The 13,090-nt window shown below is 71.2% G+C and carries 10 protein-coding genes and 1 tRNA gene; 10 read left to right on the top strand and 1 reads right to left on the bottom strand.

All coding sequences use genetic code 11. From position 1 onward, the window contains the following. The first annotated feature begins 19 nt into the window (after window positions 1-19). The 9 genes from NYO98_RS21025 (at window position 20) to NYO98_RS21065 (ending at window position 12,293) form a co-directional block, all read left to right on the top strand. Window positions 20-1,489, top strand: coding sequence for a DUF7059 domain-containing protein (locus NYO98_RS21025; protein ID WP_268113843.1), 1,470 nt, complete (start codon window positions 20-22; stop codon window positions 1,487-1,489). Window positions 1,490-1,632: 143 nt separating this feature from the next. After that, on the top strand, window positions 1,633-3,759 hold the full coding sequence (locus NYO98_RS21030) for a PQQ-dependent sugar dehydrogenase (RefSeq protein ID WP_268113844.1): 2,127 nt from the start codon (window positions 1,633-1,635) through the stop codon (window positions 3,757-3,759). 122 nt (window positions 3,760-3,881) lie between these two features. After that, window positions 3,882-4,913 (top strand): sugar phosphate isomerase/epimerase family protein, encoded by a 1,032-nt coding sequence (locus tag NYO98_RS21035; RefSeq protein ID WP_268113845.1) that lies wholly within the window; start codon window positions 3,882-3,884, stop codon window positions 4,911-4,913. Between the two features lie 155 nt (window positions 4,914-5,068). Beyond that, entirely contained in the window at window positions 5,069-7,780 is a 2,712-nt protein-coding gene (gene topA / locus NYO98_RS21040) for a type I DNA topoisomerase (protein WP_268113846.1), read from the top strand. Between the two features lie 47 nt (window positions 7,781-7,827). Further along, the gene (locus NYO98_RS21045; RefSeq protein ID WP_268113847.1) at window positions 7,828-8,547 is read left to right on the top strand and encodes a hypothetical protein; all 720 of its coding nucleotides are present in this window, start codon (window positions 7,828-7,830) and stop codon (window positions 8,545-8,547) included. Window positions 8,548-8,663: 116 nt separating this feature from the next. Beyond that, the gene (gene tmk / locus NYO98_RS21050; protein ID WP_268113848.1) at window positions 8,664-9,302 is read left to right on the top strand and encodes a dTMP kinase; all 639 of its coding nucleotides are present in this window, start codon (window positions 8,664-8,666) and stop codon (window positions 9,300-9,302) included. Further along, entirely contained in the window at window positions 9,299-10,483 is a 1,185-nt protein-coding gene (locus NYO98_RS21055) for a DNA polymerase III subunit delta' (protein ID WP_268113849.1), read from the top strand. The genes tmk and NYO98_RS21055 overlap by 4 nt, the downstream gene beginning before the upstream one ends. After that, a complete protein-coding gene (locus tag NYO98_RS21060; RefSeq protein ID WP_268113850.1) occupies window positions 10,483-12,042 on the top strand; it encodes an alpha/beta hydrolase in 1,560 nt (519 codons plus the stop codon). The genes NYO98_RS21055 and NYO98_RS21060 overlap by 1 nt, the downstream gene beginning before the upstream one ends. A gap of 56 nt (window positions 12,043-12,098) precedes the next feature. Continuing rightward, window positions 12,099-12,293: a DUF6767 domain-containing protein gene (locus NYO98_RS21065; RefSeq protein WP_268113852.1), complete on the top strand. Its 195-nt coding sequence runs from the start codon at window positions 12,099-12,101 to the stop codon at window positions 12,291-12,293. A gap of 26 nt (window positions 12,294-12,319) precedes the next feature. On the opposite strand, the gene NYO98_RS21070 is transcribed toward NYO98_RS21065, so the two are convergent. Further along, window positions 12,320-12,763, bottom strand: a complete 444-nt coding sequence (locus NYO98_RS21070) for an OsmC family protein (RefSeq protein ID WP_268113853.1) — start codon at window positions 12,761-12,763, stop codon at window positions 12,320-12,322. A 124-nt stretch (window positions 12,764-12,887) separates the two neighbouring features. Between NYO98_RS21070 and NYO98_RS21075 the strand changes: the two genes are divergently transcribed. Next, a tRNA-Thr gene (locus NYO98_RS21075) sits at window positions 12,888-12,960 on the top strand. Window positions 12,961-13,090 lie beyond the last annotated feature (130 nt).

The raw sequence follows: 13,090 nt of genomic DNA on the forward strand, positions 1-13,090 counted from the left end.
TGTCTGCGAGGCTGGTGCCATGCCGTCCGACCTCGACTTCGCCGGGCCCCTGCGCGAGGCCCTGCTCGCCGCCGACTTCACCTACGACCGGGTCGCCGAGGCGATCGGCGAGCAGGCGCACCGGGCGCTCGGACGCAACGAGACGCTCCCCGCGCTGCGTCGTACGACGTCGGGCGCACCGCTCGACACGCTGGTCCGGCTGTTCCTGCTGCAGACCCGGGTGGCGCGCGACCACGCGGAGCGGGCGCTGCCCGGCCTGGTCGACCGGCTCTGCAACGCCGGGCTGCTGGAGCAGAGCGTCGGCGAGGTCGCGGCCCGGACGGACTGTCGTCCCTATGCGACGGACGAGCGTGACCTCTGGGTCGTCTCCGACCTGACGCCCGGCCTCGACGGCGCCCCGGTCGCCGTCGGCCCGGACCACGTCCTCGGCATCTCCAGCGCCTCGACGAGCCTGGCCCAGCTGACGATGCGTGAGCCGGTGGGCAGCGCGCTGGACCTGGGCACCGGGTGTGGCGTGCAGGCGCTGCACCTCGCGGCGCACGCGAGCTCCGTGGTCGCGACCGACGTCAACGAGCGCGCCCTCTGGATGACCCGGCTCAACGCCGCCCTCAACGAGGTCGAGGTCGACGTGCGGGGCGGGTCGTTCTTCGAGCCGGTGACGGGCGAGCGCTTCGACCTGGTCGCCACGAACCCGCCCTTCGTGATCTCGCCGGCGACCGGTGAGCGCCTGGTCTACCGCGACTCCGGCCTCCCCGGGGACCGGGTCGTCGAGCACATCGTGCGCACCGGCCCCGACCACCTCACCGAGGGCGGCTGGTTGCAGGTCCTGGCCAACTGGGCCGTCGTCGACGGCCGGCCCTGGGACGAGCGGCTCGGGTCGTGGCTGCGCGACGACTGCGATGCGCTGGTCGTCCAGCGGGAGACCCTGGACCCGTCGGCCTACGTCGAGCTGTGGCTCAAGGACAGCGGCCACCACGGGCGCCCCGACTACGCCGAGCGCTACGACACCTGGCTGTCGTGGCTGGAGGGGACGGGGATCGAGGGAGTCGGGTTCGGCTGGATCAACGTGCGGCGCGGCGGCGCCGGCCGCCACGAGCTGATCGAGTGGCCCTACGACGTCGAGCAGCCGATCGGCCCGGCCGTCCGGGCCTGGGGCTCGGCGGCGACGGCCCTGCGCGGCCTCACCGACGACGAGCTGCTGCGCAGCACGTTGCGCGCTCGGGACGACGTGCAGCAGGAGACGGTCGGCCGGCCCGGTGCGGAGGACCCCGAGGCGATCGTGCTGCGCCAGCAGCGTGGCTTCCGGCGGGCGCGGACGGCCGACACGGTCGAGGCCGCCCTCGTCGGGGCCAGCGACGGCGACCTGGCGCTCGGCCAGCTGCTCGGCGCCATCGCGGCCCTCCTGGAGCGCGACGAGGCCGAGCTCCGCGAGACCTACCTGCCCGTGGTGCGCGAGCTGGTGGGGGAGGGCTTCCTGGTCCTCGGCTGAGGCCCACCGCTGGGGGTGGTCCCACGACTGCCGACTTGTGTCGATAGGCGGACAAAAGTCGCCTGCTCGTTGACGTGACGCCGGTCACGTGCCTACGTTGCTTGTCGGCTCCCTAGCCACCTCGGGAACAGGAGACCCCCCCAATGAAGCATCCTCACCGCTCAGGGCTCACGGCTGCCGTCGGCGCCGCCCTCTGCCTGCCCATGCTGGCCGTGACCACCGCGGCCACCGCTCACGAGGGCCACGACGACACGGCCCCGCCCCCGCCAGCCGGCGCGTTCCAGAAGGTCACGCTCAACGACCGTCCGGGCGAGCCCGTCGACCTCGCGGTGCTGCCCAACGGCGACGTCCTGCACACCACGCGTGCCGGCGTCATCTGGCACAACGACGCCGACACGGGCGTGAACAGCGTCGCCGGCCGCATCCCGGTCTACCTCCACGACGAGGAGGGCCTGCAGAGCATCGCCCTCGATCCGGGCTACGACGGCAAGAAGAACAAGTGGATCTACCTCTACTACTCGCCGGTGCTCGACACCCCGGCGGACGACCCGGCGACCACCTCGATCAACGAGGGTGACGCGCCGGAGTCCGGCACGGCGGCCGACTTCGCTCCCTACAAGGGCCACCTGACCGTCGCCAGGTTCCGCTACTCCGGCGGCCAGGTGGACCTCGCGTCCGAGCAGAAGATCCTCGACGTCCCCGTCGACCGCGGCATCTGCTGCCACGTCGGCGGCGACATCGTCTTCGACTCGGCGGGCAACCTGATCCTGTCGACCGGTGACGACACCAACCCGTTCCAGTCCGACGGCTACGTGCCGCTGGACGAGCGACCCGACCGCAACCCGGCCTTCGACGCCCAGCGCACCGCCGCCAACACCAACGACCTGCGCGGCAAGATCCTGCGGATCACGCCCAAGGCCGGCGGCGGCTACACGATCCCGGAGGGCAACCTGTTCGCGCCGGGCACGCCGAAGACGCGTCCGGAGATCTACTCGATGGGCTGGCGCAACCCGTTCCGCATCGAGATCGACCCCGACACCGACGACATCTGGGTCGCCGACTACTCGCCGGACGCCCGCAGCGCCAACCCCAACCGCGGCCCCGCCGGCCACGGCAAGTGGGCGGTCGTGGACGAGCCGTCCAACTACGGCTGGCCCTACTGCGCCACCGCGGAGCTGCCCTACAACGACTTCGACTTCGCCACCCGCACGAGCGGTCCGAAGTTCAACTGCGACGCCCCGGTCAACGACTCGATCCACAACACCGGCCTGCGTGAGCTGCCGCCCGTGGAGCAGCCGGAGGTCTGGTACACCTACGGGCTCTCCCAGCAGTTCCCGGAGCTCGAGACCGGAGGCATCGGCCCGATGGCCGGACCGGCCTACCAGTACGACCGCAAGGCCACGAAGGGCCGCAACCCCGTCGCCTGGCCCGAGCGCTACGACGACACCCCGCTGTTCTACGAGTGGACCCGCGACTACATCAAGGGCTTCCACCTCGAGGACGGTGAGGTCGCCGCGATCGAGGACGTCGTCGCCGACATCGTCACCGACAACCCGATCGACATGGAGTTCGGCCCCGACGGCGCGCTCTACGTGCTGGAGTACGGCGACGGCTACTTCGCCCAGAACCCCGACGCCCAGCTCTCCCGGATCGACTTCGTCGGCGAGGGCGGCAACCGCAGCCCGGTCCCGGCGATCGAGGCCGAGCCCACGGCGGGCAAGGCGCCGCTGACCGTCGACTTCTCGAGCGCCGGCACCACCGACCCGGACGGCGACACCAAGCTCAAGTACGCCTGGGACTTCGACGGTGACGGCAAGGTCGACAGCCGCAAGGCCAACGGGTCCTACACCTACAAGAAGGACGGCAGCTACCGGGCCACGCTGACAGTCACCGACCAGGGCGGGCGCCGCGCGTCGACCGACGTGGACGTCGTCGTCGGCAACCAGGCCCCGGTCGTCGAGTTCGTCACCCCGGTGGCGGGCCAGGCGTTCAGCTTCGGCGACACCGTGACGTACGAGGTCAAGGTCACCGACGACGAGCCGGTCGACTGCAGCCGGGTCACCGTGACCTACGTGCTGGGCCACGACAGCCACGGCCACCCGCAGTCCACGGCCACCGGCTGCACCGGGTCGCTGACGACCTCGGTCCCCGAGGGTCACGACCCCGCGAGCGACGACCTCTCGGCCGTCTTCGTCGCGCAGTACACCGACACCGGCTCGGAGCCCGGTCTCACCGGCTCCGACGAGGTCCGCCTCGAGCCGGCCGGCTGACGACGTCCGGGGCGGGGCCGGCTCGTGCCGGTCCCGCCCCGGCGTCCCACCCCTGTCCCATCCCCGGTCCACACCCCCGACGTCCCGAGTACCCCCCGAGAAAACCAGGAAGAAGGCAGCACATGTGTTTCGGATATGACGGCGACGCCGCCCTGCGCGAGTCGCTCGAGAGGAAGGGCGCCAGCCGCCGCGGCCTGCTCCGCGGAGCCGTCGCCGGCGCGGCGGGAGCCACCGTGCTCGCCGCCGGCTCCCCGGCGATCGCGGGCAAGCCCAGCCAGCACCCCGGCCAGGGCCACGGCCACGGCTACGGACGGAACCGGGTGAAGACCGAGCTGATCAGCATCCAGCTCTACACGCTGCGCTCGGCGATGACGACCAACGCCAGCGTCCTGCAGCAGTTCGACCAGCTCGCGAAGTTCGGCTACGAGCGCGTCGAGCGCGCCGGCCTCTACCCGGGCGCCGGTCTCGAGACGGCGGCCAAGCTCAAGGCCGAGCTGGACAAGCGTGGCATCTGGGCCTCGTCGAGCCACGACGGCATCAGCACCGTCCAGGGCGGCACGGCCCTCGACCCGGCCGCGCTCAACAAGAAGCTCGACGACGCCAACACGTTCGGCCAGAAGTACCTCGTCGTGCCCTACCTCAACTCCAACCTCAAGAGCGACTGGGAGCGGTGGGCCGAGCAGATGAACACCGAGGCGGTGGCCGCCCGCAAGCGTGGCCTGCGCTACGGCTACCACAACCACGCCCACGAGTTCACAATCGACCTCGGGGGCGGGGTGACCCCGTGGGAGATCCTCACCAGCACGCTCGACCCCAAGCTGGTCCACCTCGAGGTCGACCTCTACTGGGCCTACACCGGCGGCGTGAACACGGGCGCGGCCGACCCCCTGCAGTTCGCGATCGACGTGATCCACTCGGCCCCGCAGGAGGTCCGCCAGTACCACGTCAAGGACCGCCACGGTGCCGACGCCATCAAGCTCTACAACCAGCAGCCCGGCGACATGGCCGACCTCGGTCTCGGCGTGATCGACTTCCCGACCATCTTCAAGGCCCACCAGGTCGAGGAGTACATCGTCGAGAACGACACCCCGGACTTCCAGCCCGCGGCCACCGCCAACACCGGGTTCCGCTACCTGGAGGGTCTCGACTTCTGACCCGTCCGACCGCCTGACCCGCCCGGGCCCCACGTCCTCGTGACGTGGGGCCCGAGCCTTGCTGTGGACGGTGAGGAGTGGCGATCTCGGGAACTGGCGCTACCGTTGCCGCGCTGAGCAACATCAGCAGCAAGAACTTGAGGGAGCAAACACACGTGGCAAAGCTCGTCATCGTCGAGTCCCCGGCCAAGGCCCGCACCATCGGCGGCTACCTGGGCGCGGACTACGTCGTCGAGTCATCGATCGGTCACATCCGTGACCTGCCCAACAACGCGGCCGACACCCCGGCGAAGATCAAGGACAAGCCGTGGGGCCGGCTCGCCGTCGACGTCGACAACGGCTTCGTGCCCTACTACGTCGTGCCGCGCGACAAGAAGAGCCACATCGCCAAGCTGAAGAAGCTGGTCAAGGACGCCGACGCCCTCTACCTCGCCACCGATGAGGACCGCGAGGGCGAGGCGATCGCCTGGCACCTCCTCGACGAGCTGAAGCCGCCGAAGGGCCTGCCGGTCCACCGGATGGTGTTCCACGAGATCACCAAGCCCGCGATCCTCGCCGCGGTGGAGAACCCGCGCGAGATCAACGACGACCTCGTCGAGGCCCAGGAGGCGCGCCGCATCCTCGACCGCCTCTACGGCTACGAGGTCTCCCCGGTGCTGTGGAAGAAGGTCATGTCCGGCCTGTCCGCGGGCCGCGTGCAGTCGGTGGCGACCCGGCTGGTCGTCGACCGCGAGCGGGAGCGGATGAAGTTCCGCGTCGCCTCCTACTGGGACCTCGACGCCACCTTCGACGCCGGCACCGGCCACGACCCGCGGATGTTCCCCGCCAAGCTCTACAGCGTGGACGACGTGCGCGTCGCCCGCGGCGCGGACTTCGACAACACCGGCGAGCTGAAGGGCAAGGCAGACCGCGTCCACCTCAGCCGTGCCGACGCCGAGGCGTTGGCCGCCGGCCTGGGCGAGACGTCGTACGACGTCCGCTCGGTGGAGTCCAAGCCCTACCGCCGCTCGCCGTACGCCCCCTTCCGCACCACCACGCTGCAGCAGGAGGCCAGCCGCAAGCTCGGGATGAGCGCCAGCGTGACGATGTCGGTCGCGCAGCGGCTCTACGAGAACGGCTTCATCACCTACATGCGTACGGACTCCACGACGCTCTCGGACGCCGCGGTGGGTGCCGCACGCGACCAGGTGCGTGAGCTGTACGGCGCCGAGTACCTCCCTGACTCGCCGCGGACCTACGCCTCCAAGGTGAAGAACGCGCAGGAGGCGCACGAGGCGATTCGACCGGCCGGCGACACGTTCCGCACCCCGGCGCAGACCGGCCTGTCCGGCGAGCAGTTCCGCCTCTACGAGCTGATCTGGATGCGCACCGTCGCCTCGCAGATGAAGGACGCCACCGGCAACTCGGTGACGATCCGCATCGGGGGCGCGACCGCCGACGGCCGCGACGTGGTCTTCAGCGCGAGCGGTCGCACGATCACCTTCCACGGCTTCCTCAAGGCCTACGTGGAGGACATCGACGACGCGTCCAAGCGCCGTGACGACGCCGAGACCCGGCTGCCCAACCTCACCGAGGGCGCGGCCGTGTCCGCGGCCTCGATCACGCCCGAGGGCCACGAGACCAAGCCCCCGGCCCGCTACACCGAGGCCACGCTCATCAAGGAGCTCGAGGACCGCGAGATCGGCCGCCCGTCGACCTACGCCTCGATCATCGGCACGATCCTCAACCGCGGCTACGTCTACAAGAAGGGCACCGCGCTGGTGCCGGCGTGGCTGGCCTTCTCGGTCGTCCGGCTGCTCGAGGAGCACTTCCCGCGGCAGGTGTCCTACGAGTTCACCGCCTCGATGGAGGACGTGCTCGACGACATCGCCGGCGGGCGCCGCGACCGCGTGTCCGAGCTCGGCGAGTTCTACTACGGCTCCGGTGACGTCACCGGCCTCAAGACGCTGGTCACCGAGCTCGGCGACATCGATGCCAAGGAGATGGCGACCTTCCCGATCGGCACGCCCGAGGACGGCATCAACCTCCGCGTCGGCCGCTACGGCCCCTACGTCGAGGGGCCGGGGCCCGACGGCGGCGCCGAGGGAGAGGCTGGCGCGCCGGTGCGCGCCAACGTCCCCGACGACCTGCCGCCCGACGAGCTGACCGTGGCCAAGGCCAAGGAGCTGCTGGCCAACCCGGCCGGCGAGGAGCAGGTGGTCGGCAACCACCCCGACACCGGTCTGCAGATCGTCGCCAAGAACGGTCGTTTCGGCCCCTACGTCACCGAGCTGCTGCCCGACGACGCACCCAAGTCGGCCAAGCCCCGCACCGGCTCGCTCTTCAAGTCGATGACCCTCGACACGGTGACGCTCGAGCAGGCGGTCCGGCTGCTCGACCTGCCGCGCATCGTCGGCGTCGACGAGGACGGCACCGAGATCACCGCGCAGAACGGTCGCTACGGGCCCTACCTCAAGAAGGGCACCGACTCCCGCTCGCTCACCAGCGAGGACCAGATCTTCGACATCACGCTCGACCAGGCCAAGGCGATCTACGCCCAGCCCAAGCAGCGCGGGCGCGGCGCGGCCACCCCGCCGCTCAAGGAGCTCGGCAACGACCCCGTCTCCGGCCAGCCGGTGATCGTCAAGGCCGGCCGCTTCGGCGAGTACGTCACGGACGGCGAGTACAACGCCACCCTCCGCAAGGACGACACGGTCGAGTCGATCACCCTGGAGCGCGCGGCCGAGCTGCTCGCCGAGCGGCGTGAGCGTGGCCCGGCCAAGAAGGCGGCCAAGAAGGGCGCGAAGAAGGCACCCGCCAAGAAGGCTGCTGCGAAGAAGACGACCGCCAAGAAGACGACGAAGAAGGCCGCGGCCAAGAAGTCCTGACGCTCGTCCCTGCCACTACGCTCCTGCCACGGCAACGGGGGTGAGGCATGACGGTCGACGCGAGGGTGCCGGCGCGGGCGGCGTACGACGAATGGTCTGACCTGCGTTGGCGACTGCCCGGCGTGGGCATCGCGGTCCTGTTCCTCTCTGCGGTGGTGCTGGCGCTCGCTGCCGGCGAGAAGGGAAGCGACCTCGGCCGCCTCCAGGAGGGTGTCGCGCGCGGAGCGGTGGAGCAGGTCGAGGTCGAGGGCCTCCTCCCCGGGGGCGTCAGCTGGATGGGCGAGCAGCCGGTCACCCTGCACTGGACCGACGGGGTCGGCCGCTACACCGAGGTGCTCGTCATCAACGGCGTCGATCCGCACGAGGACACCGGCAACGCGGGCCGACCGTACGTCCTCGAGGACCCGGCGCAGATGCTGAAGACCCTCGATCCGGACGTCGACGTCACCTACGTCGGTCGCCCCGGCGAGGTCTGGACGCTTGGGGGCTGGCGCGTTCCCGGAGCGGCGGGCTGGATCGCGGTCGTCGCAGCGGCCGCGACCGTCCTTCTCCTCATCGGCGGGCCCCAGCCGTGGCGCGCGACACGGTGGGCCTGGTTCTGGCTCGTCGCCGCCTCCGGACCGGTGGGGATGCTCGCCTACCTCCTGCTCGGTGGACCGCTCGGGCTGCTCCGGCCGGCAGCGCGGCGCCCCCGCCTCGCCGGAGGTTGGGCATTCGTCCTTGCGTCGCTCGTGCTCGGAGGCTGGCGCGGGTTCCAGGTCTGGTGACCGTCGTACGGACCGAACCCACCCCTCCGGCACCGGCGTACGGCTGACTGGTCGGCAGCGAACGGTGTTGGGTCCGTCCGACCGTCCTGTCCCACCCCGCCCGTAGGGTGTGGCACGTGAGTGCAGGGGTCTACGCCGAGCAGGGGCTGTTCGTCTGCTTCGAGGGCGGCGAGGGGGCGGGCAAGTCCACCCAGTCGCGCCTGCTGCGCGACTGGCTCGTGGAGCGCGGCGAGACGGTGCTGCTGACCTTCGAGCCCGGTGACACGTCCGTCGGCAAGGAGCTGCGTCGGATCGTGCTGGACCCGGCGACCGGCGACCTGTCCGACCGCACGGAGGCCCTGCTCTACGCCGCCGACAAGGCCGAGCACGTCGACCACGTCGTGCTGCCCGCCCTGGCCCGCGGCGAGGTCGTCATCACCGACCGCTACGTCGACTCCACGCTGGCCTACCAGGGCGCCGGCCGCACGCTGGACGTCGCCCAGGTCGAGGCGGTCGCGCGGTGGGCCACCGGCGACCTGCGTCCGCACCTGACGGTGGTCCTCGACCTCGAGCCGCAGACCGGGCTGGACCGGTTCACCGGCCGCGACCGGATCGAGGGGCAGTCGCTGGAGTTCCACCAGCGGGTGCGGCAGGGCTTCCTCGGCCTCGCCGCCGCCGACCCCGACCACTACGTCGTCCTCGACGCGCGGGCACCCATCGAGGACATCGCCAGCGCGATCCAGCAGCGGGTCGTCACGCTCCTGGAGCGCTCGTGACCGCTCCGACCAGCCCCGCGACCCGCACCGTGTGGTCCGACCTCGTCGGCCAGCGGCCGACGATCGAGGTCCTCCAGCACGCCGCCGCGGGCGTCGGCATGACCCACGCCTGGCTGATCACCGGGCCGCCCGGCTCCGGCCGGTCCAACGTGGCCCGCGCCTTCGCCGCGGCGCTGCAGTGCGAGCGGCAGACCGGCTGCGGCGAGTGCGAGGCGTGCCGCCTCGGGATCAGCGGTTCCCACCCCGACATCACCTGGGTGAAGTCGGAGACCTCCGTGCTCTACGTCGACGACATGCGCGACCTCGTGCAGTCGGCGGCGAAGTTCCCCGCGATCGGGCGCTGGCAGATCGTGGTGATCGAGGACGCCGACCGGCTCGGCACCCCGGAGAACCCGCGCACCGGCAACGCGCTACTCAAGGCGATCGAGGAGCCGACCCCCAAGACGGTCTGGCTGCTGTGCGCACCGACCGTGCAGGACGTGCTGCCGACGATCCGCTCGCGCTGCCGCACCCTGACGCTCGCGACGCCCGGCACGCGTGACGTCGCGGCCTTCCTCGCCAGCAACGACGGCATCTCCGAGACCATGGCCGGCTTCGCCGCCCGCGCCAGCCAGGGCCACATCGGCCGCGCCCGCGCCCTGGCCCTCGACGAGGAGACCCGCACCCGCCGGCGCGAGGTGATCAGCATCCCGGCCCGCCTGACGTCCCTCGGCTCCTGCATGACGGCCGCCACGAACCTCGCCGAGCTCGCCAAGGAGGAGACCGAAGCGATCACGGCCGAGGCGGAGCGCCGTGAGCTGCAGGAGCTCCAGGCGATCTTTGGCAGCGAGCGCAAGGACACCACGAGCCGCTCCTACCGCGCCGCCCTCGCCGGGCTCGAGAAGCTGCAGAAGCAGAAGGCCAAGCGCCGTGTGCTCGACGTGATCGACCGTGCGCTGATGGACCTCGTGTCGGTCTACCGCGACGCGATCGCGCTGTCGGTCGGCGCCCCCGGGCTGCTCGTCAACGAGGAGCTGCGCGGCGACGTCGCGGTCGTCGCGCGGGCGGCCTCGCCGGAGGAGCTGCTGCGGATGATCGACGGGATCTTCACCGCCCGCGAGCAGATGCTGGAGTTCAACGTGCCGCCCCAGCTGGCACTGGAGTCGATGACGGTCGCGCTGCGACTGCCCGGAGGACGCTGATGAAGAAGGCGGTCGCGCTCGTCGCCGTCCTCGCGCTCGCGCTGACCGCCTTCGTGGCGGTCGGCCTCGCGATCCAGGGGGCCACCCCGGACTCCTCCCCGGCCGCGGAGCCGACGCCCTCGCCGACGACTCCGCCGCCGGCGACCGTCACCGAGGCCCCGTCCGCGGAGCTCGCCGACCTCTACTCCCAGCGCATCGACTGGCAGCCCTGCGAGAGCGACGACGACCACGACTGCGGCTTCCTCACGGTGCCGGTCGACTACGCCGACCCACAGGGGGAGACGATCGACCTGTCGCTGCTCCGTGTCCCCGCCCAGGGGCAGCGCGTGGGCTCCCTGGTGGTGAACCCCGGTGGCCCCGGCGCCCGCGGTACGACGTACGCCGCCGCGGGCGGGCAGGTGTTCCGCGAGCCGCTGCTCGACGGCTTCGACATCGTCGGCTTCGACCCCCGCGGCGTGGGCGACTCGGCCCCCGTCGACTGCTTCAGCGACTCCGAGCTCGACGCCTACCTCGCGGGCGACCCGACGCCCGACACGGCGGAGGAGCTGGCCGGCTACCGCTCGGCGGTGCTGTCGTTCGGCGAGAAGTGCGTGGCCGGCTCCGGCCCGGTCGTCGGCCACGTGACCACCATCGAGGCCGCCCGCGACATGGACGTGCTCCGCTCGGCGCTGGGAGAGGACCGGCTCAGCTACTTCGGCGCCTCCTACGGCACCGAGCTCGGTGCGACCTACGCCGAGCTGTTCCCCGACAAGGTGGGCCGCTTCGTCCTCGACGGTGCGGTCGACGTCTCGCTCGACGCGAAGTCGCTGGCGCTGGAGCAGGCCGCGGGCTTCGAGACGGCGCTGCGGGCCTACGTGCAGAACTGCCTCGACACGACCGACAACTGCTTCCTCGGCGACACCGTCGAGGAGGGGCTGGCCACAATCACCGACCTGCTCGACTCGATCGAGGAGCAGCCGCTGCCCGCGGGCGACCGCGAGCTGACGATCGGCAACGCGTTCTACGGCGTCATCACCCCGCTCTACAACCGCGACTACTGGTTCCTGCTCAGCACCGCACTGGCGTCCGCGCTCGACGGCAAGGGCTCGGCGCTGATGTCCCTGGCCGACGCCTACGCCTCGCGCAACCCCGACGGCAGCTACGCCGACAACTCGGTCGAGGCCAACTACTCGATCAACTGCCTCGACGACCCGACCTCCGTGCCGTTCGCGAAGGTGCCGTCGCTGTTCCCGGAGTTCGAGGAGGCCTCGCCGACCTTCGGGCGGGTCTTCGCCTGGGGGATGGCCGGCTGTCGCGGCGTGGACGTCACCTCGAGCGAGGAGCCGCTGACCATCCGCGGCGAGGGCGCCGCGCCGATCGTCGTGCTCGGCACCAGCCGCGACCCCGCCACGCCGCTCAAGTGGGCGCATGCCCTCTCCGCCCAGCTCGACTCCGGCGTGCTCGTCGAGCGCGACGGCGACGGCCACACCGCCTACAACGCCGGCAACGAGTGCATCGACACGATCGTCGAGGACTACCTGCTGGACGGCGACGTCCCTGCCGACGGCACGTCCTGCTGATCCCGGGGGACCTTCGGCCCTACGGCTCACCGACGTTCGCTGCCTAGCGTGGAGGCATGGCGTACGTCGACGCACGGTGCCCGTTGCGGCCGGGGGACATGTGCAGCCTGTGCGTGCCCGGAGCCACCGGGCCCGCGGACTGCCCGACCGTCGCCGAGGTGATGCGCGACCCGGTGCTCCGCGAGCGGCTGGCCGAGCTGCGGCGGGAGGCCGCCGGCACGACGAAGGCCCGCCCCGTCGCCTCGCGGTGACGGGACGGGCCCCGGCGACGAGGGCGTCAGCCCTCGAGCGCGGCGTCGAGCGTGATGTCGACGGCCGCGAGCGCCTTGCTGATCGGGCAGCCGGCCTTGGCCTTCTCGGCGGCCTCCTTGAAGCCCGCCTCGTCCAGCCCGTCGACCTCGCCGCGGACGGTGAGCTTGATGCCGGTGAGCTTGAAGCCGCCCGCCTCCTTGTCCTCGCCGAGGGTCACGTCGGCCGTCACGTCGAGGGCCTGGGGCGTGCCGCCGGCCTCCGCGACGAGCGCGGAGAGCTGCATCGCGTAGCACGAGGAATGGGCCGCGGCGACGAGCTCCTCGGGGCTCGTCGTCCCGCCCGCGTCCTCCGCGGCGCGCTTGGGGAAGCTGACGTCGTACGTGCCGACCTTGGAGCTGGTCAGCTCGACCTGGCCGGAGCCGTCCTGGAGTCCGCCGTTCCAGGCCGTGCGTGCGGTGCGAGTGGGCATCGTGCCTCCTGAGATGAGGAATGTGCGGTCGCTCCCGAACCTAGCCGGTGGACCGTGATTTCAGTCCCGGCCAGCCGCCTCCGTATACTCGCCCGCGGTCCACCGAGCGCGCTCGGCAGGCCACGCCGCCTTAGCTCAGTCGGTAGAGCGAATCACTCGTAATGATTAGGTCGTCGGTTCGATTCCGACAGGCGGCTCCGACTCCCTGTATGAGCCCGGGTCCTCCTTGACGGAGTGGCTCGGGTTCTTGCTTTACAGGGTTTCGGTTGCTGCTTGACGGTGGCTTCGGCTCCTTCTTGACACTCGTTCATGGTCAAGGAGTTGAGC

The organism is Nocardioides pini, from assembly GCF_026712185.1.
GTDB classification, from domain to species: domain Bacteria; phylum Actinomycetota; class Actinomycetes; order Propionibacteriales; family Nocardioidaceae; genus Nocardioides; species Nocardioides pini.